Origin of the sequence: Jeongeupia chitinilytica, assembly GCF_014652315.1 — a bacterium.
Taxonomy (GTDB): Bacteria; Pseudomonadota; Gammaproteobacteria; order Burkholderiales; family Chitinibacteraceae; genus Jeongeupia; species Jeongeupia chitinilytica.
This window is the reverse complement of sequence record NZ_BMYO01000003.1, coordinates 43,655-61,367: the sequence shown is the minus strand read 5'-3', so window position 1 is coordinate 61,367 and position 17,713 is coordinate 43,655. Positions and strand designations below refer to the sequence as shown.

Annotated in this window: 17 protein-coding genes and 1 tRNA gene; 9 read left to right on the top strand and 9 right to left on the bottom strand. The window is 62.5% G+C overall.

Annotation, left to right across the window (positions count from 1 at the left end; all coding sequences use genetic code 11):
- Together tilS and IE097_RS06120 are read right to left on the bottom strand one after the other, a co-directional pair.
- Nucleotides 1-1,320, bottom strand: a complete 1,320-nt coding sequence (gene tilS / locus IE097_RS06125; protein WP_189459283.1) for a tRNA lysidine(34) synthetase TilS — start codon at nt 1,318-1,320, stop codon at nt 1-3.
- Complete coding sequence (locus IE097_RS06120; RefSeq protein WP_189459282.1) at nt 1,289-2,257, bottom strand: acetyl-CoA carboxylase carboxyltransferase subunit alpha; 969 nt, start codon at nt 2,255-2,257, stop codon at nt 1,289-1,291. Before IE097_RS06120 ends, tilS begins: the two co-directional genes overlap by 32 nt.
- A gap of 300 nt (nt 2,258-2,557) precedes the next feature.
- Between IE097_RS06120 and flgM the strand changes: the two genes are divergently transcribed.
- Together flgM and flgN are read left to right on the top strand one after the other, a co-directional pair.
- A complete protein-coding gene (flgM, locus tag IE097_RS06115) occupies nt 2,558-2,836 on the top strand; it encodes a flagellar biosynthesis anti-sigma factor FlgM (protein ID WP_189459281.1) in 279 nt (92 codons plus the stop codon).
- A 16-nt stretch (nt 2,837-2,852) separates the two neighbouring features.
- Nucleotides 2,853-3,317 carry a flagellar export chaperone FlgN gene (flgN, locus tag IE097_RS06110; RefSeq protein ID WP_189459280.1) on the top strand — a complete coding sequence of 155 codons (465 nt, stop codon included), beginning with the start codon at nt 2,853-2,855 and terminating at the stop codon, nt 3,315-3,317.
- A 10-nt stretch (nt 3,318-3,327) separates the two neighbouring features.
- Here the strand turns inward: flgN and IE097_RS06105 are convergent, their stop codons facing one another.
- A complete protein-coding gene (locus IE097_RS06105; protein WP_189459279.1) occupies nt 3,328-3,846 on the bottom strand; it encodes a C40 family peptidase in 519 nt (172 codons plus the stop codon).
- Nucleotides 3,847-3,958: 112 nt separating this feature from the next.
- Here IE097_RS06105 and IE097_RS06100 point away from each other — a divergent pair, with 112 nt between their 5' ends.
- Nucleotides 3,959-4,972, top strand: coding sequence for a substrate-binding domain-containing protein (locus tag IE097_RS06100; RefSeq protein ID WP_189459278.1), 1,014 nt, complete (start codon nt 3,959-3,961; stop codon nt 4,970-4,972).
- 174 nt (nt 4,973-5,146) lie between these two features.
- Here IE097_RS06100 and IE097_RS06095 read toward each other — a convergent pair whose 3' ends face one another.
- Both IE097_RS06095 and IE097_RS06090 read right to left on the bottom strand, forming a co-directional pair.
- Nucleotides 5,147-6,493 carry a GntP family permease gene (locus IE097_RS06095; RefSeq protein WP_189459277.1) on the bottom strand — a complete coding sequence of 449 codons (1,347 nt, stop codon included), beginning with the start codon at nt 6,491-6,493 and terminating at the stop codon, nt 5,147-5,149.
- 212 nt (nt 6,494-6,705) lie between these two features.
- On the bottom strand, nt 6,706-7,218 hold the full coding sequence (locus tag IE097_RS06090; RefSeq protein ID WP_189459276.1) for a gluconokinase: 513 nt from the start codon (nt 7,216-7,218) through the stop codon (nt 6,706-6,708).
- A gap of 229 nt (nt 7,219-7,447) precedes the next feature.
- Between IE097_RS06090 and gntU the strand changes: the two genes are divergently transcribed.
- The 3 genes from gntU to IE097_RS06075 all read left to right on the top strand — a co-directional run bounded on the left by gntU (nt 7,448) and on the right by IE097_RS06075 (nt 10,363).
- On the top strand, nt 7,448-8,791 hold the full coding sequence (gntU, locus tag IE097_RS06085; RefSeq protein WP_189459275.1) for a gluconate transporter: 1,344 nt from the start codon (nt 7,448-7,450) through the stop codon (nt 8,789-8,791).
- Between the two features lie 99 nt (nt 8,792-8,890).
- A complete protein-coding gene (cytX, locus tag IE097_RS06080; protein ID WP_189459274.1) occupies nt 8,891-10,210 on the top strand; it encodes a putative hydroxymethylpyrimidine transporter CytX in 1,320 nt (439 codons plus the stop codon).
- A 62-nt stretch (nt 10,211-10,272) separates the two neighbouring features.
- Nucleotides 10,273-10,363: transfer RNA gene (locus tag IE097_RS06075), tRNA-Ser, on the top strand.
- A gap of 410 nt (nt 10,364-10,773) precedes the next feature.
- On the opposite strand, the gene IE097_RS06070 is transcribed toward IE097_RS06075, so the two are convergent.
- Together IE097_RS06070 and IE097_RS06065 are read right to left on the bottom strand one after the other, a co-directional pair.
- Complete coding sequence (locus IE097_RS06070; RefSeq protein WP_229797454.1) at nt 10,774-12,063, bottom strand: Y-family DNA polymerase; 1,290 nt, start codon at nt 12,061-12,063, stop codon at nt 10,774-10,776.
- A complete protein-coding gene (locus IE097_RS06065) occupies nt 12,039-12,491 on the bottom strand; it encodes a LexA family protein (protein WP_189459272.1) in 453 nt (150 codons plus the stop codon). Before IE097_RS06065 ends, IE097_RS06070 begins: the two co-directional genes overlap by 25 nt.
- Nucleotides 12,492-12,561: 70 nt before the next feature.
- Between IE097_RS06065 and IE097_RS06060 the strand changes: the two genes are divergently transcribed.
- The gene (locus IE097_RS06060) at nt 12,562-13,242 is read left to right on the top strand and encodes an SOS response-associated peptidase (RefSeq protein WP_189459271.1); all 681 of its coding nucleotides are present in this window, start codon (nt 12,562-12,564) and stop codon (nt 13,240-13,242) included.
- 91 nt (nt 13,243-13,333) lie between these two features.
- Complete coding sequence (locus IE097_RS06055) at nt 13,334-13,867, top strand: hypothetical protein (protein ID WP_189459270.1); 534 nt, start codon at nt 13,334-13,336, stop codon at nt 13,865-13,867.
- Nucleotides 13,868-13,911: 44 nt separating this feature from the next.
- Here IE097_RS06055 and IE097_RS06050 read toward each other — a convergent pair whose 3' ends face one another.
- Both IE097_RS06050 and IE097_RS06045 read right to left on the bottom strand, forming a co-directional pair.
- Complete coding sequence (locus IE097_RS06050; RefSeq protein ID WP_189459269.1) at nt 13,912-14,967, bottom strand: phage portal protein; 1,056 nt, start codon at nt 14,965-14,967, stop codon at nt 13,912-13,914.
- Nucleotides 14,967-16,715, bottom strand: coding sequence for a terminase ATPase subunit family protein (locus IE097_RS06045; protein ID WP_189459268.1), 1,749 nt, complete (start codon nt 16,713-16,715; stop codon nt 14,967-14,969). Before IE097_RS06045 ends, IE097_RS06050 begins: the two co-directional genes overlap by 1 nt.
- Nucleotides 16,716-16,860: 145 nt before the next feature.
- On the opposite strand from IE097_RS06045, the gene IE097_RS06040 reads away from it, so the two are divergent.
- Complete coding sequence (locus IE097_RS06040) at nt 16,861-17,712, top strand: GPO family capsid scaffolding protein (RefSeq protein WP_189459267.1); 852 nt, start codon at nt 16,861-16,863, stop codon at nt 17,710-17,712.
- The last annotated feature ends 1 nt before the right edge of the window (nt 17,713 follow it).

Here is a 17,713-nt window from a genome sequence, read left to right as displayed (position 1 = left end):
TCAGGCTGGTTGCCACAACGGCAGCCAGCCCTCTCCACGCCACGCCGCGGCAACGCCAAGTCCGGGCACGGCAACAAGCTCGTCGTCGCAATACAGCAGCGGTGTCGCATCGCGCAGCCAGGGTGGTGCGCCGGCCTCCTGATACAGTGACTTGAGCTCCCGGTTCGGTCCGGCAGCATGCAAACGCAGCCGCTCGCCTCCAAGCCTCGGACGCAGCTGCCACCCTGCTCGACCAGCATGCGCAATCGCCACGCCGTCGGCGCATCGACGCCAATCCAGCCTTCCCGCCCAGCCTCGAGGCAAGCAGGACTCGCCGAACGGGATATCGATCACGCCACCTGATGGTGCCGCGGCGACCAGATACAGCCGCCCGCGATGGCGGCGAATCTGCCGGTCGCGCCAGCGCAACTGCGGCTGCGCATCGCTGGCGGATTGCAACTGCATGCAGAACGCATCGAAAGCCCGCGCATCCGCCACGACCCCTTGCCTTGCCAGCCAGTACCGAAGCGCATTGCGGCTTCGCCGCTCGCCGAGTTCGGCAGCCACGGCAAGATCCAGGCCACCATCCCGCACGCAATGCGCAAGATCGCACTCGGCCAGCTCGGCCAACAGGGCGTTCGCCTCGGCGGCATGCGTAGCCAGCCTTGCCAGCGACGCATTGACCCCCGGATCGCGCTGCGCCAGCATCGGCAGGATGTCGTGGCGAAGGAAGTTGCGCGAGAAGCGCGTATCGGCATTGCTCTCGTCGTCGACCCAGCGCAGATCGTGGCTTTTGGCATAGGCAGCCAGCTCGGCACGCGACATCGCCAGCAGCGGACGCAACAGCCGTAGCGACGGCGTCAGATCGCGGCATTCGGGCATCGCCGCAATGCCGGCCAGCCCGTTGCCGCGCAACACCTGCATCAGTACGGTTTCGGCCTGATCGTTCTGATGGTGCGCCAGACAGAGCAGATCGGCATCGGCCTGCTCGAAAACGGCATAGCGGACCGCTCTCGCTGCGGCTTCGAGACCCTTGCTGCCGCGACGATCGACATGCACGCGCACGACATCGCACGGCACTTCCAGAGAATGCGCCAACGCGCAAGCCGAATCGGCCCACGCATCGGCGTCTGCCGACAATCCGTGATGAACATGAATTGCGGAGAGGGAGAACCCCAGACTGCTGCGCAAACCGGCCAGCAGGTGAATCAGGACGACCGAATCGAGCCCGCCCGACAGCCCCACGCACAGCCGCGTGGCCGGCGAGACAGCGTGGCGAGTCAGGCTCTCGCCCACCCGCCCGGCCAGATCACTGGATCGGAACTTCCTTGAACTGGCCATAACCCATCAGACGCTCGAAACGGGTATCGAGCAATGCGTCGACCGGCTTGTCCGAAACGCTCTTGAGTGCATCGGAGATCGCCTTCTTCATCGCCTGCATCATCTGCGCATGATTGCGATGCGCACCACCGACCGGCTCGGTGACGATCTTGTCGATCAATCCCAGCGTTTTCAGGCGACTGGCGGTAATGCCCAGCGCTTCGGCGGCATCCGGCGCCTTCTCGGCCGTCTTCCACAGGATGGATGCGCAACCTTCCGGCGAGATGACCGAATAGGTCGAGTACTGCAGCATCTGGACGACGTCACCAATGGCGATCGCCAGTGCACCGCCCGAACCGCCCTCGCCGATCACGGTGGTGATGACCGGCACGCGCAACTTGGCCATTTCGAACAGGTTGCGGCCGATCGCTTCGGACTGGCCACGCTCTTCGGCGCCAATGCCCGGGTAGGCCCCCGGCGTGTCGACGAAGGTCAGCACCGGCAGCCCGAACTTCTCGGCCAGTTTCATCAGCCGCAGCGCCTTGCGGTAACCCTCCGGACGCGGCATGCCGAAGTTGCGGTGGATCTTTTCCTTGGTGTCGCGGCCCTTCTGGTGGCCGATGACCATCACGGACTGACCGTTGAAGCGTGCCAGACCGCCAACGATCGCATGGTCGTCGGCAAAGGCACGGTCGCCGTGCAGTTCTTCGAAGTCGGTGAAGATCGCGGCCAGATAATCCAGCGTGTAGGGCCGCTGCGGATGACGCGCAACCTGCGAAATCTGCCACGGCGTGAGCTTGGCGTAGATGCTCTTGGTCAGCTCCTGGCTTTTCTTTTCCAGATGACCGATCTCGACGGAAATGTCGACAGCGGAATCATCCTGAACGTAGCGGAGCTCTTCGATCTTGTTTTCAAGCTCGGCAATCGGCTGCTCGAAATCGAGGAATGTGGTTTTCATGCTTGCTCGGTTCTCCCCGCGGCGCGCACGCGGCGCCAACCCTGGGCCGGGTCAAAATTGCGCAACTATACAGCAAGGTCCGGCCACCATGAAGCGCTTGCCAGCACCGCACGGCGGCCTGACCGGACCTCCATCATAGCCCCCACGCTTTCGCGTCTGGCACGGCAAGGCGCGGCGCCATCCGTCCGGCGGCGACAACAGGTTGCGATTCGCATTAAAGTTTTCCGTCGAACGGCCGATACAGCGCATAATCAGGACCAAAACCAGCCACGGCGAGATCCGCGGCGACGAGGATTCCCAATGAAAATCGACCCGTCTACCCGGGCGCCGGTTGCGCAAACACTGCGCAATACCGAGCGTGCCAGTCAGACCGGCACTGCCGCACCGGCCGATGACCTTAGCGTCAGCATCAATCCGGCGGCAGCCGAGCTTGGCCAAGCCGACTCGGCCGGCGCGCCGTTCGACAGCGAACGCGTTGCCACGCTGCGCCAGGCCATCGCCGAAGGCCGATTCAGCGTGCGCGCCGATGCGGTCGCCGACAAGCTGATCGACAGCGTCAAGGAACTGCTGGGCCGCTGACGCGGTCAACGCGTACATGAACAGCCTTCCAGATTGGGCCGCGCAACTTGGCGCCGCCACCGACGCCTACAAGTCCCTTGTCCTGCTGCTGCAGGACGAGCAGCACTGCCTGACCCACAATCAGCCGGATGCGCTGGCCGGCCTGCTGGCCGACAAGCAAAAAGCCACCCTGGCCGCCGACGCCGCCGGCAATGCACTCAACAGCGCTTTTACCTCACTGGGCCTTGAGAACGGTCCGGCCATCGCCGAATGGCTCTCTGCCAACCGCCCCGGGCTGGTCGCGCCATGGCAGCAGCTGCTGGAACAGGTCCGCCAGGCCGCACTGCTCAACCAGTGCAACGGCAAGCTGATCGACGCCCGCCGGCAGGCACTCGACACCCTCGCCTATTCGCTGGCCGCCGGCCAGAGCGACGCACTCGGCTACTCGCAGCAGGGTCAGCTGCAAGGCGGCATCAACCGCCACATTGCCGACAAGGCCTGATCCCCGAGCGTCATTTTCCTTGCGCGAACACGGTCCGCGCCCCCTCGTAGCGACTTGAAAAATACGGCAGGTCCATCGACTCGACGCGAATCTTGCCGCGACTCGAGGGCGCATGCACGAATTTGCCATCGCCCAGATAGATGCCGACGTGCGAGTACGGCCGCCCCAGCGTATTGAAGAACACCAGATCGCCGGCCTGCAGTTGCGATCCGGATACCGGGCGTGTTTTCGAAGCCATGTCGGCCGCGGTGCGCGGCAACTCGATGCCCAGCGCATTCTTGTAGACAAAGCGCACCATGCCGCTGCAATCGAGCCCGGCCTCCGGGTTGTTGCCGCCGAACTGGTAACCGACATCAAGCAAGCCGAGCGAGTACATCACGATCTCGCGACCATCGCCCTGTGCCTCGATGTGCGCGAGGCTACGGTCGACCGGCTGCGGCTTGCGTGGGGGTGTTGTGGTGCAGGCCGCAAGTACAAGCGCAGCAAAAACGAAAACCGTCCGGAACCGCGAGACCCCTGCTGCTGACATGACGCCTCCAGGCGCGAAACGGGTGAACGAAGATGATGCGATCTTGCGCCAGGTCGTACAAGTGGACAATGTTACGTGTAACAATCGACCGATCGCCTCTGACCGCAATCCGATGAACCGCGCCAAACGCCCCACCCTGCAGGATGTCGCCGATCTGGTTGGCGTCACCAAGATGACCGTCAGCCGCTACCTTCGTGACCCGTCACAGGTATCGGCGGCGCTGCGGGATTCGTTGCAGCAGGCGGTCGAGGAACTGGGCTACATTCCGAGCCGGGCCCCCGACATCCTCTCCAAAGCCCGCAGCCACGCGATCGGCGTGCTGCTGCCTTCGATCTCCAACCAGGTCTTTTCGGCACTGATCCGCGGCGTCGAATCGGTCACGGAGCCGGCCGGCTACCAGACGCTGTATGCCCACTTCGGCTACGACCCGACGATCGAAGAAGCGCGCGTCGCCACCCTGCTGTCGTTCCACGTCGACGGCCTGATCCTGTCCGAAACCCTGCATACCGAGCGGACGTTGCGCATGATCCGTACTGCCGGCGTACCGGTGGTCGAAGTGATGGAAACGCCCTGCAACCCGATCGATCTGGCTGTCGGGCTCGACCACACCGCGGCATCCAAGGAGATGACCGAGGCGATGATCGCCAGCGGCAAGCGCCACATCGTCTATCTCGCAGCCCGGCTCGACAGCCGCACGCACCAGCGGATTTCCGGCTACCGGCAAGCACTCGGTGCAGCCGGCCTCAACCCGCATGTGGTCGAAACCGAAGCGCCCTCCACCTTCACGCTGGGCGGCCACCTCGCCGCCGATGCGCTCGCACGCCACCCGGGGCTCGACGGTCTGATCTGCACCAACGACGACGTAGCCGTCGGCGCGATGCTCGCCTGCCAGCAACGGGGGCTGCGTGTACCCGACGACGTTGCCATTGCCGGTTACAACGCGCTGGATATCGGCAAGGCCTTGTCACCGCAACTGGCCAGCGTGATCACGCCGCGCGAAGCGATCGGTCGCGTTGCGGCAGAGCGCCTGCTTGGACGCCTCGCCGGCCGGGATTATCCGGACCGCGTCGTCGACCTGGGTTATGCGCTGGCGCTGGGCGGCAGTGTTGTCGCTTCTCGCCCCTGACAATCCACAAGCGCCCCCGGTGATCAAAAAAAGCCCCGCATGTTGCGAGGCTTTTTATTGAACGAAAGGAGCCGAAACCTGGCGCAGCAATCTCCCCTTCACTGGGCACGACTCCTTTCCTGAACCCGCTTCACGGACCTGCACCATTCGAGCAAAACCGTGAACGGTCAACACTTACACAAACAGGCTGAGCAACAGAATGAACACCAACCCGGCTACGGAAATGATGGTTTCAAGCAAGGTCCACGTTGCAAATGTTTCCTTCATGCTCAAACCGAAGTATTCCTTGAACATCCAGAAGCCGGCATCGTTGACGTGAGAAGCAATCAAACTCCCCGCCCCGGTGGCAAGAACGACCAGCGCAAGATTGACATGTGTCTGCCCCAACAACGGAATCACCAGACCAGCCGTAGTCAACGCAGCAACCGTAGCGGAACCGAGCGAAATACGCAGAATGGCGGCAATCATCCAGGCAAGAAAAATGGGGGACAGCGACGTGTCCTTGAACAGTTCGGCCACATAGCCACCGACGCCCCCATTGATCAACACCTGCTTGAAGGCACCACCACCGCCGATAATCAGCAGCATCATCCCGATATGGGCAATGGATGTCGTACAAGACTCCATCACATTCTTGATGGGGATCTTTCTTGCCACACCCATGGTATAGATGGCGACCAGCAACGAAATCAGCATTGCGGTACCGGCGTCACCAACAAAGCGGATTGCAGCCAGGAAATGATTGTCTTCGACACCCATTGTTTTTTGCAGCAGCGTAATGGCTGTCGCGATCGACATCAGGATGACCGGCAGCAGCGCTGTAAAAACGCTGATCCCAAACTCGGGCGTTTCTTCCAGCTTGAACGACTTCTGTTCTCCCAGCGAAGCGATATTGCCTGTCTTGGTGAACGAATCCGGCACCAGTTTCTTGGCCACGATCGTAAACAGCGGACCTGCCAGAATGACGGTAGGAACAGCAACGATGAAGCCGTACAGCAATACCTCGCCAATGTGTGCACCGTACTCGCCAGCGATGACCGTGGGACCCGGATGTGGCGGCAAGAATCCGTGCGTCACAGACAGCGCGGCAGCCATCGGAATACCGAGATACAGGATGGAAACCCTCAACTCCCTTGAAATCGCAAAAACGATCGGAATCAGCAATACAAGCCCGACCTCGAAGAACAGTGCCACACCGATGATGAAGGAAGCAGCAACGACAGCCCATTGAATGTTCTTTTCGCCGAACTTTTTTATGAGCGTCATGGCAATTCGCTGAGCACCGCCTGCATCAGCGATCAGCTTGCCCATCATCGCACCGAGACCGAATATCAGCGCCAAATGACCAAGCGTCCCGCCCAAGCCCGTTTCAATCGTTTTAACGATGTCTTTCAGCGGCATTCCAAGCGCCAAAGCAACGCCAAAAGACACGACGATCAATGAGATGAACGTGTTCAACTTGAATCTCATGATCAAAATTAGCAAAGCTAAAATGCCAAAACCTACAATGACCAACGGCATTATGAACCCCTCCAAATCGTCAATTTTCCAGCTTCTTGCGTACCAGCCGCACCGGCATCAATACCAAGCATGCAACCAGCCATCTTTTAATCCAGCCCCTGTCGATGGACATTTTCCGTGGCCGCCCCAAGTCGTCCGCTTCGTGTTGAACATCGTCGAAAACCAAAGGGCTGAATCGATAATCGGAAATCCCTTGATGCAGCAGGACTTCGTCAAGCAGCAGTGCGAACCGCCGCCAGTGACCGTGCCAGCACCGACTCGAAATCGCCGTCGATCGGGACATGGATCACGTCCGGCTCGTCGGCCCCCGGTACCTCGAGCGCATCGAACTGGCTCTGCAGCATCCCGGCCTTCTGGTAATGCCCCTGCCGTGCCTTCATGCGCTCGAGAATCAGTTCATAACCGCCCTCCATGAACACGAAGGTCAGCTTGTCGTTGCCCTGGCGAATCCGGTCACGGTAGGCCTTCTTCAGCGCCGAACAGACGATCACCGCCGTTTCGTTCTTGCGATCGACCGCGAACACCGCGTCGTTGATCCGTTCCAGCCACGGCGCGCGGTCATCATCATTCAGCGGCGTGCCGCCACCCATCTTGATGATGTTGGCGCGTGGATGCAGATCGTCGCCATCAATGAACTTGGCGCCGAGGGCTTGTGCCAGCGCCGCGCCGATACTCGACTTGCCACTGCTTGACACCCCCATCACCACGTAACTTTTCCCGGACATCTGTTAGTACTCCTGTTTGCATTGGATCGACCCGTCACCCGACCGAGGAGGCTGGCGCCGGCTCGGAACGAACCGGGCTGACCTCGCACTTGGGCTTGTTGCAGTAGGCACCCTTTTGGATAGGGACTCTTCTTGATAGGCACTCTTCTGGTGCTACTGCTAGCATGTTACCGGTAACGTAGTTCAAAGAACAGACACGTAAGTTGACAACAACAACCAGAGTCGATCCATGTCAAATTTGTCGCTGATTTTGAACGCAGCAGGGTCCATCGTCCTGCTGCTGGCACTGGTCATGAAACTCAGGCTGCACGCATTCGTCGCACTGATTCTTGTCTCGATGATCGTCGGCATCACCGCAGGGATGAACCCGGCCAGGATTGCCGACACCATCCAGAGCGGCATGGGCGATACGCTCGGATTCGTCGCCACCGTCGTCGCGCTCGGTACGATGTTCGGCAAGATGATGGAGGCCACCGGCGCGCTCGACCGTATTGCGCTGACATTGCTGGGCAAGTTCGGCGAGCGGCGCGCCAGCTGGGCGCTGGCGGTGATCGGTCTCATCTGCTCGTTGCCATTGTTCTTTGGCGTCGCCGTCGTGCTGCTGATCGGCGTGGTGTTTGCACTGGCCCGCCGCAGCGGCGGCAACGTCGTCGGGCTCGGACTCGCGCTGCTTGCCGGCATCGGCGCCTGCCAGTCCTTTCTGATTCCCGCTGCGCCGCCGATTCTCGTCGCATCACAGCTCAATGCCGATTTCGGCTGGATGATCGTGCTCGGTCTGGCCACGGCGATCCCGGCCACCGTGCTGGCCGGTCCGCTCTACGGCCGCTTCATCTCGAAGTTCGTCAGCGTCCCCCTGCCGGCGCATGCACTGGAAAGCCATCTGGGTGAAAACAAGGGAGAACTGCCGTCATTCAGCCTTGCGCTGTGCCTGATGGTTCTGCCGCTGCTGCTCGTGGGCCTGAAGACCGTTGCGGTGCACTTCGTCGAACCCGACTCGACGCTCTACAACTGGCTGCAGTTCATCGGTCACCCGTTCACCGCGATCATGTTTTCCTGCCTGTCGGCGTTCTACCTGCTCGGCGTCCAGCGTGGCATGAGCCGCAACGAGATCATGAACATCTGTTCGGCCGCGCTGGAGCCGGCCGGCATCATCATTCTCGTCACCGGTGCCGGTGGCGTGTTCAAACAGGTGCTGGTCGACTCCGGTGTCGGGAGCGCGCTCGGCAACATGCTCGCCGGTGCCGGCCTCCCGGTAACGATTCTGGCGTTCACCCTCGCGGCCGCAGTCCGCGTGATCCAGGGCTCGGCCACGGTGGCGATGCTGACGGCCTGCGGCCTGATCCAGCCGATGATCGAATACATGCACCTGAACGGCGCACAACTGGCCGCAGTGACGATCGCCATCGGTGGCGGCGCGGTGGTGCTGTCGCACGTCAACGACTCGGGCTTCTGGCTTGCCAGCCGCTATCTCGGCATGACCGAAAAGCAGACGCTGCAGACATGGACGGTGATGGAAACCATCATCGGCGTCACCGGCGGCGTGGTGGCGACGGTGGCAATGGTTTTCCTCTGAGCCCTGAGCAACCTTGATCCAACCCCGCTGCGGCGGGGTTTTTCGTTGCCTGCGTCTGCGGTGGCGGCGACAATGCCTGCCTTCCGAGGAGAACGAAGCATGAAGCCGACCGGCACCTACGATCCGCGCGTTCCCGTTCCGCTGGAACGGCGCGTCTTTTCCGCCCGCGACGTAATGTCGCTGTGGTTTTCGCTGGCCATCGGCCTGATGGTGCTGCAGACCGGCGCGCTGCTGGTGCCGGGCTTGGGCTTTGGCGCAGCGCTGACCGCAATCGTCATCGGCAGCATCGTCGGCGTTGCTTGCCTCGCGTCCGTTGCCGTCATCGGTGCCGACACCGGCCTGGCGACGATGTCGGCGCTGCGCCCGACGCTGGGCCTGCGCGGCGCCAGCCTGCCGGCCATCTGCAACCTGATTCAGTTGATCGGCTGGGGTGCGTTCGAGATCGTCGTGATGCGCGATGCCGCCGGCGCGCTGATCCAGCGTGCCGGGACCGACTCGGCACTGTGGCAAAGCCCGGTGCTGTGGACGCTGCTGTTCGGCGGCATCTCGACGCTGATCGCCGTTTTCGGCCCGCTCGGCTTCGTCCGCCGCGTACTGCGCCGCTGGGGCATCTGGATGCTGCTGGCAGCGGCAGCCTGGCTCACCTGGCACCTGTTTGCCGCCTACGATATCGCCGAGCTGTTCAGCCGTCCGGGCACGGGCGCGCTGGGACTTGGCACCGGCATCGACCTCGTCATTGCCATGCCGCTCTCGTGGTTGCCGCTGGTCGCCGATTACACCCGCTTCGCCCGTCAGCCCGGTGCGGCCTTCCGCGGCACGCTGGTCGGCTACCTGATCGGCAATCTGTGGTTCTGCAGCCTCGGCGCAGCGTACACGCTCGCCTTCGCCCAGCAGGGCGGCGACAACGCCCTGCTGTTCGCACTCGCCGCATCGGGCGGCGGCCTTGCACTGCTGCTGATCCTGCTCGACGAAAGCGAGAAGGCATTCGCCGACATCCACTCGGCGGCGGTGTCGGCTTGCACACTGGTTCCGGCCAAGGTCGAACACGCGGCACTGGCCTTTGGTGTACTGTGCACTGCGATTGCCCTGTTCGTACCGTTTGCGCGCTTCGAGAACTTCCTGCTGTTGATCGGCTCGCTGTTCGCACCGCTGTTCGGCGTCGTTCTCGTCGACCACTTCGTCGTTCGCCGCCGACAGATCGATACCGCGGCCATCGCCCAGGTCGGTGGCACCTACTGGTACAGCGGCGGCTGGCATGTCCGCGGGCTGCTTGCCTGGTCACTCGGCATCACCGCCTACCACCTGACCGTGCACCTGCTCCCCGGCATGATGGCTTCGGTGCCGGCCCTGTTGATCGGTGGCGCAGGCTACTGGCTGCTGAGCCTGACCGCGGCGCGAACCGCCGGCTCGGCAGCGTAAGAAAATACCGCGCGCGCCTTGCCAGCCGCGCGGCGCTTCGGTACTATTCGGCCTCCCATCGCGGAGAGATGGATGAGTGGTTTAAGTCGCACGCCTGGAAAGCGTGTATAGGTTAATAGCCTATCCGGGGTTCGAATCCCCGTCTCTCCGCCACCTTATTTTGCAAGGCTTCCAGCCCGGTCAGCGCAACGCTGCTGGGTAATTCAACGGGGGTTGGGTAATTCAACTCACCCAGCCTACCCTGAAAGCCCCTCAAGTTCGCGCGGCACCGGCTCTTACGCCTAGGTTTTCGCCCAGCGCACAGTGCTTCCTCAGCTTCATCATCCAGCCTTTGACGCCGAGCGAACTCGTCCTTTGCTGCGAGCTGGTCTTGTCACGTCCGCCCCCTCTTGCGCGCATGAAAACGCAAGATTCCGAATGATTTCATGTCAGGCAAATATATGCCTCCAGCCCGTAGCCAAGCTTGCTTCTAGCTGGCGTGCATGTGTGCATGAAAACCACCCCATTTAGCGGGTAGGCGTGGCGGGGAGACGACTGCGCGCGCCAGCCCGCGCCCAGGGTGTTCAGTGGACCACAGGCACATCCGCCCATACCGTCGTCCAGTGCGGTGATACCTTCCCCTGCTTCATCTTCCAGCCCTTGTCGTCGAGGGCACTGGCCAGCTTGAGTGAGCCACGGCCGTAACGCCGGTTCGCCTGATCGATCACCGCGTTCAGCGCGGCGCGCTTGCCCGGATCGACGCGGTCCTCGACGAACAAATGCCGTTGCACCGTGTCGCGGGGTTGCAGGTTGGTCAGCATCACGCCGGCCTTGGCGTAGCGGTAGCCGGGCAGGAAGATCCGGTCGAGCGTCCACAGCGCGGCGCGCGTGAGTAGCAGCGTATCGTCGCTGGCCGTGGTCAGCGGCACGGTCACTGCCGGGCTGTACTGCGGATCACCCGGGCGGAAGGGGTTCGTGCGGATGAACACCATCAAGCCGCCGGCGGCTGAGCCTTGCTTGCGCAGCTTCTCGGCGGCACGGGCCACGTAGCTCGACAACGCACTGGCCAGCTCGCCGCGGGTGAACACCGGCTGCCCGAAGGATCGGGCACACATGATCTGCTGCTTGTCCGGCGCCGCGGTTTCAAGGTCGATGCACGGCACGCCGCACAGCTCGAGCACCGTCCGTTGCAGCACCACGCTGTATCGATTCGCGACGCCCTCGGCATCGGCCGCCGCCAGATCGGCCACCGTGTTGATGCCCTCGCCGGCAAGCCGGGCCGCAATCTTGCGGCCGACACCCCACACATCGCCGACGTCGACCTCGGCCATGATCGCCTGCAGCCGCGCCGGCGGGATCTTGGCCAGCTCGCACACGCCACCGAACTCTGGCCGCTTCTTGGCCAGGTGGTTGGCCAGCTTGGCCAGCGTCTTGGTCGACCCGATGCCGACGCACACCGGCAGCCCGGTCCAGCGCCGCACCGTGGTCCGGATTTCCTGCCCGTAATCGGTCAGATCGCCCGGCATGCCGTCGAGGCCCAAAAAGCTCTCGTCGATCGAATACACCTCTTGGTCGGGCGAGAACCGGCCCAACACCGACATCACCCGGTTGCTCATGTCTGCGTACAGCGCATAGTTGCTGGAGTAGTGCACGATGCCGTGCTGCTGCACCAGCTCGCGCAGTTGGTGCCACGGCGCACCCATCTTGATGCCGAGTGCCTTCGCCTCGTTGCTGCGCGCGATCACGCAGCCGTCGTTATTGCTCAGCACGACGATGGTCCGCCCTTCCATGGCCGGCTCGAACGCCCGCTGGCAGCTCACGTAGAAGTTGTTGACGTCGACCAGCGCGATCATCGCTGCGACTTCATCGCCCAACCGGTCACCACGCCCCAGACCGACAGCTCCTGTTCGTCGCCGAGCACGATCGGCGGGTACGCCTTGTTGTTGGCGACCAGCGCGACCTTGCCGGCGCGGCTGAACAGCCGCTTGACGGTGAAATCGCCGTCGATCGCGGCCACAACCACATCGCCGTGGCTGGCCTCGAGCGAGCGGTCGACAACCAGCAGCGCGCCCGGCGGAATCGACCGCTGCGGGTCGTCGCTGACCATGCTGTCGCCGGCGACTCGGAAGAAAAACGTCGCTTCCGGGCGGTCGATGAAATACATGTTGAGGTCGCAGCGCTCCTCGGCGTGGTCCTCGGCCGGACTGGGGAAGCCGGCCGGCACCAGCACGTCGGCCAGCGGCAGCGCGCACGGCGGCGGACTATCATGGGCCGGTATCGGCCCGATCAATTCGGGAATCATTGCGGTGGCAAATCGGAGTTGTCTGATTGCCATTGTAGAACGATCGTTCTGCAAAAGTGGAATCCAGCCGATGTGCGTCAACTACCTGCCCACACCCCGCGCCGTACTGATCCAGCACTTCAAGGTGCCCGACCCGCTTGGCGACTGGCCCGACGAGGTCTGGCAGGACTATCTGGCGCCGATCATCATCCAGGGGGACGACGGCCAGCCCAAGGCGCTCGTCGCAAGCTACGGCATGATCCCCAAGCGCAAGATCAAGCCCGGCGGGAAGCACTACGCCACCATGAACGCACGGGCCGAGACGGTCGGCGAAAAAATCAGCTACCGCAACGCCTGGGCCAAGGGCTACCGCTGCCTCGTGCCGATGATGGGCTTCTTCGAGCCGTGCTACGAGACTGGCAAGGCCGAGCGGATGCGGATCGAGCGTGTCGACGGCGCGCCTTTCGCAGTGGCCGGCCTGTGGCGGCCGTGGAAGGAGGACGACGGCGGCTACTCGTTCAGCTTCACCCAACTGACCATCAACGCGGACGACCACCCGTTGATGAAACGCATGCACAAGCCGGGCGACGAGAAGCGGTCGCTGGTGCTGCTTGCGCAATCCGACTTTGCCGAATGGCTGGCACCGACGCCGGTGGAGCAGGCGCGCACGATGCTAGGTCCGTTCGATGCAGTAGCGCTGCACGGGGTGCTTGCACCACGTCCCAATACCCTCAAACGCCCAATCGTGTCGCACGATCAGTCACTGGGCTAGCAACGCATGAGTCTGGATCGTTCAGAACACAACGAAAAACGTGGAAAGTTTCCTATAGATACAACGCCAATCACTGAAGCGAGCCATCTAGATGCCACAAGTTAAGTTCGAAGCCTGGATCAATGAAAACGACCAGAACGACCCGGGCCACATGACGATGCTGGACTTGCAAACCGGTCACCACATCGAATTCACGATGGGCGGAACGCCGAACGGATTTTCAGTCACGGTCACCAACGTGTTGACCGACGAGCCCTATACGGCCAACAGCCGAAATCTGGTCCTTTCCCAAAAAAACGTCGCGCAAAACTGGGACTCCCAGGTTTCCAAGCAGCGAGGCGGGATGATGCGATTTACCGGAGCCTGCAGTTATGTGGTCGACATCACCGATGCGGAATACGGCTACCTTCGTGGCCAGGCCGCCATCCGGTTTGCCGTTGGCGAGTACAATTTTTTGCGAGAAGCGCAGGTTGCCCGACCGCTCGCCAGCCGATGCCTGACCCTGCTGGAAGAACTGGCCAAACGGAGAGGTCAGCGCCTGGTGGCCGGGAAAGCCATTGAAGTGCTCCGGGACTTCGAACGGCTGAATGTCGTCACCGGCAAGCAAATGATCGATTGGAGTTAGAAAAAAGGCGAGCATCTGCTCGCCTTTCACCCGACCAATCACGCCTATGCAGCCGTCGATCCATCCGGAAACACGTACGCCTCGAATGCCACAACCTCTTCCCCGATCCACTCGTTCAGCTCCATAAACCGCGCCTGCAGCGGCCCGATTTCATTCCGCGCAAACACTTCGGCCGCCTGTGCCGGCGAACCGAACCCGCCGGTGTTGGTGGGGATGATGCCGATCAGCTGTGGCGGCACACGATGCGCAGCGAGCTGGTCGTCGCGGGTCACGTTCTTGATGTTCAGGAATTCATCCTTGGCCGCCACCTCGCTGACCGGAATCAGCTGGATGCCGTCCTTGCTGCCACCCGGCGCATGCAGGAACAGATTCCGGAAATTGCCCGGCCCCTTGCTGCTTCGCAGTGCCGCGCGCAGCGCATCGACGTCGTCGTTGTTCAGCTTCGTATCGTGGGCGTACAGGATGAAGCCCGCATGGCTGCCATTCTTGTAATACCGCCTGCGGAAAAGGGTCGCAGACTCGTTCAGCCAGGCTGACTGCAGCGCGCTCAGGTACTCCGGCAGACCATACACCTCCTGGTCGATGTCGTGCTCGAGCAGATGGAAAACGCGGCCGGGTTCGAATTCGTACTCCTCGGCAGCCGTCGGCACATACCAGTAGCCGTCGAGGTCCACACTTCGACGAACGTACTTGGCCAGCGCCGGTTTCAGCGACAACGGCCGGCCGCTCATAGCGTCGCGCCGCTCCAGATAGGCGTTGCCGAACACGAGGAAATCCAGCACCCACGCCGAAAACGCCGACCGGCTCAGCAGCGGATGCGGTTTGAAGGTGCTGACCAGAATGTTGCGCTTCACGTAGAGCGGCGAGCTGTGATGCGGTGTCGCCCTGAACGACTTGGACAGTCCGTCCCAGCTGATCGGCGGCTCGTACCAGCGGCCGTTGTGCAAGCACTGCAGATAATCGAAGATCCCGCGGCGATCGAGTACGGCCTCCGGATCGCCAAAGGTGAACGCCTCGAGCGTGGGGCTGGTAGACGCTGCTGGCGCGTTCTGGGTGTTGGGGTGCTGCGTGTGTTCGCGCATGCGGCTTCGTTTGCTCATCAGAAAATCTCCATCGGGATGCGCTCGCCCGCGGCCGCGCCTTCCAGCGGCTCGTTGGAAAGCGCGTGCATGCACGCCCACGCCAGATCGGCGTGGCCGGTTTCGTCGGATCGGCCGGCTTCGTACGTCACCTGTCGGCCGCTCGCGGTCAGGGTTTTGCGGATCGCCATGAATGCCTGCGCCAGATCGGTGCCGTCGAATTCCAGCCGGCCCTTGCTGATCACGTCGTAGGCTTTCAGGACCAGCCGGGTTTTCACCTCGGGCGAGTAGCTGATCTGTTCGGCCGCCGGGAAGAACTGCCGCACCAGCTGATAGACGCCCTGCCCGATCCCGGTGGCGTCGATGCCGATGTAGGTCACCCGGTAGCGCTCGGTGATGGCGCGGATCGCCGACGCCTGCGCCTCGAAGTCCATGCCTCGCCACTGGTGCTTTTCCAGCACACGGAACTTGCCACCTGCCACCAGCGGCGGTGCCAGCACCACGAGGCCGGCACTGTCCCCGTTCAGCGACGGGTCATAACCCAGCCAGACGGCCCGGTCGGCAAATGGCCGATTGGCATGCGGCTTCACATCGGTCCAGACATCCCAGCTGTCGACCATGCACGCCTGCAGCAACCGCAGCGTGAACACCGACTGGGTGTCGTCGATGAAATTACACATCAGCAAATTGTCGAACTCGTCCGGGCTGTACTCGTAGGCGCGCAGCTCGTCGATGTCGAACAGGTCGCAACCGCCGCGCTCGGCGTCAAGAATCGTCACCACCTGCCGCCAGATCTTGTCCGGACACTGCACGCCCGGCTGCAGGTAGGCCGGCGACACATTGAAATCGGCCTGGTCCTTCTTCGGCCGACGCTTGTTGAAGCGTTCGCCGGACCAGAACGGGTACGCCTCGTGGTTCAGGCTCGACGGCGTCGAGAAGTAGGTCTTGCGCCACTGTTTGTGCAGCGCCATGCCGGAGGCAACCTTGTTCAGCTCCTCGAACTTGTTGGTCCAGAAGAACTCGTCGAAATAGAAATTGCCGTGGTAGCCCTGCGCCGTCCGGGCGTTGGTCCCGAGGAAGTACAGGTGCGCACCGTTGTCGAGCACGATCGGATCACCCGACAGGTCGACGCCGGCCGACTCACGGGCGAACTGGATGATGTACTGCTTGAACACGTGCGCCTGCGACTTCGATGCCGACAGAAATATCTGATTCCGCCCGGTCAGGATCGCGTCGATCAGTGCCTCGCGGGCGAAGTACCAGGTCGCGCCGATCTGCCGGCTTTTCAGGATCATCCGCGTCCGTTGGTTCATGCTCTCGAACCAGTTGCGCTGGTAGTCGAACAGCCCGTCCTTGAACGCCTCGACAAGCAGATCGCCCTGCTCCTCGCTGAAGACGTTTCGCGCCGGCTTCGCCTTCGGCTGCTCGTTGCGCTTGGCCAGCTTCGGATTGAGATCCACCTCACTGCCGGTTTCGCTATAGCGCCGTACTCTGGCAATGCGCTCGATCTGCCGGCCGAGCAGGTCGATTTCCTTATAGTCACCGCCGGCCTTGCTCTCCTTCATGATCAGCTGCGTCATCCGCGCTTCGAGCATGTAGTCGACGCGGTCGATCGGCTTGGCATCATCCCAGCGGTCGCGCTGCTTCCAGCTGTCCAGCGTGCCGCGCGGCAGTTCCAGCAACGCGGCGATCTCCGCGATGCGAAAGCCCTGCCAGTACAGGCCGCGCGCCTGCCGGCGCGGGTCGAGTTCGAGAATGGTATCGGTCATGCCGGAAGCCTGACCGCCACGCGCCCTGCTTTCGACACGCCCGAACTGTGCCGCCAACTGGCACAACAGCCCGCCGTTGCCCCCTCGCCCCTCGCGTCACGACCATGTCGGTATCGCATCCGCTACCGCATGACACGAGGGCAGCATGGCCACCCGATCCAAGAAATTCCGCGTTGCAACCGAAGGCGCCACCGTCGACGGCCGCAAGATTTCCCGCCTGCACATCGAGCAGATGGCCAAGAACTACGACCCGGCGGTCTACACCGCGCTGGTCAATCTCGAACATTTCAAGAGCGTGCTGCCGGACAGCCCGTTCCGCCGTTTCGGCAAGGTGCTGTCGCTGTCATCTGAGGTCATCAAGGGCAGCATGCTCGACGGCAAGATGGGCCTCTATGCCGTCATCGAGCCGAACGACGACCTGATCGCCATGACCGGCAAGGGCCAGAAAACCTTCACCTCGGTAGAAATCAAACCGAGCTTTGCCGACACCGGCGAGGCCTATCTGATGGGTGTCGCCGCAACCGATGACCCGGCCAGCCTCGGCACCGAAGTCATGCAGTTCCGCGCCAACGGCGGGCAGATCGGCAAGTTCGCGCTCAACCCGGAATACCTCTACTCGATCGGTGAAGAAACCGACATCGAGTTCGAAACGGTAGCCGACGAAATCAACGAATCCGTCGACGCCAACAAGCCGCAGCTGTTCGGCAAGGTCCGCGACCTGCTCAACCTGTTCAGCAAAAAGTCCCGCAGCGATGACGAGCGTTTCACCGATGTAGGCCAGGCCGTCGAGCTGCTGGCCACCAACCAGGGCGACCTGGCCCAGCGCGTTGACGCGTTCGCCGGCACCGCTGACGAGGTCAAGCAGCTCACCGCCGACAACAAGTCGCTGACCGAACGTTTCGACGCCGTCGAAAAGCTCCTCGACACCACCGAAAAGCACAACACCCAGCGGCCCCGCGCCACAGGCGGCAACGGCGATGCCGTCACCGACTGCTGAT

Bases quoted from the DNA above. Each gene is read 5' to 3' on its own strand.
- IE097_RS06120 (WP_189459282.1), bottom strand. From the start codon at position 2,257: ATGAAAACCACATTCCTCGATTTCGAGCAGCCGATTGCCGAGCTTGAA.
- IE097_RS06060 (WP_189459271.1), top strand. From the start codon at position 12,562: ATGTGCGTCAACTACCTGCCCACACCCCGCGCCGTACTGATCCAGCAC.
- IE097_RS06065 (WP_189459272.1), bottom strand. From the start codon at position 12,491: ATGATTCCCGAATTGATCGGGCCGATACCGGCCCATGATAGTCCGCCG.
- IE097_RS06050 (WP_189459269.1), bottom strand. From the start codon at position 14,967: ATGAGCAAACGAAGCCGCATGCGCGAACACACGCAGCACCCCAACACC.
- tilS (WP_189459283.1), bottom strand. From the start codon at position 1,320: ATGGCCAGTTCAAGGAAGTTCCGATCCAGTGATCTGGCCGGGCGGGTG.
- IE097_RS06055 (WP_189459270.1), top strand. From the start codon at position 13,334: ATGCCACAAGTTAAGTTCGAAGCCTGGATCAATGAAAACGACCAGAAC.
- flgM (WP_189459281.1), top strand. From the start codon at position 2,558: ATGAAAATCGACCCGTCTACCCGGGCGCCGGTTGCGCAAACACTGCGC.
- IE097_RS06105 (WP_189459279.1), bottom strand. From the start codon at position 3,846: ATGTCAGCAGCAGGGGTCTCGCGGTTCCGGACGGTTTTCGTTTTTGCT.
- IE097_RS06040 (WP_189459267.1), top strand. From the start codon at position 16,861: ATGGCCACCCGATCCAAGAAATTCCGCGTTGCAACCGAAGGCGCCACC.
- flgN (WP_189459280.1), top strand. From the start codon at position 2,853: ATGAACAGCCTTCCAGATTGGGCCGCGCAACTTGGCGCCGCCACCGAC.
- IE097_RS06095 (WP_189459277.1), bottom strand. From the start codon at position 6,493: ATGCCGTTGGTCATTGTAGGTTTTGGCATTTTAGCTTTGCTAATTTTG.
- IE097_RS06090 (WP_189459276.1), bottom strand. From the start codon at position 7,218: ATGTCCGGGAAAAGTTACGTGGTGATGGGGGTGTCAAGCAGTGGCAAG.
- IE097_RS06100 (WP_189459278.1), top strand. From the start codon at position 3,959: ATGAACCGCGCCAAACGCCCCACCCTGCAGGATGTCGCCGATCTGGTT.
- gntU (WP_189459275.1), top strand. From the start codon at position 7,448: ATGTCAAATTTGTCGCTGATTTTGAACGCAGCAGGGTCCATCGTCCTG.
- cytX (WP_189459274.1), top strand. From the start codon at position 8,891: ATGAAGCCGACCGGCACCTACGATCCGCGCGTTCCCGTTCCGCTGGAA.
- IE097_RS06045 (WP_189459268.1), bottom strand. From the start codon at position 16,715: ATGACCGATACCATTCTCGAACTCGACCCGCGCCGGCAGGCGCGCGGC.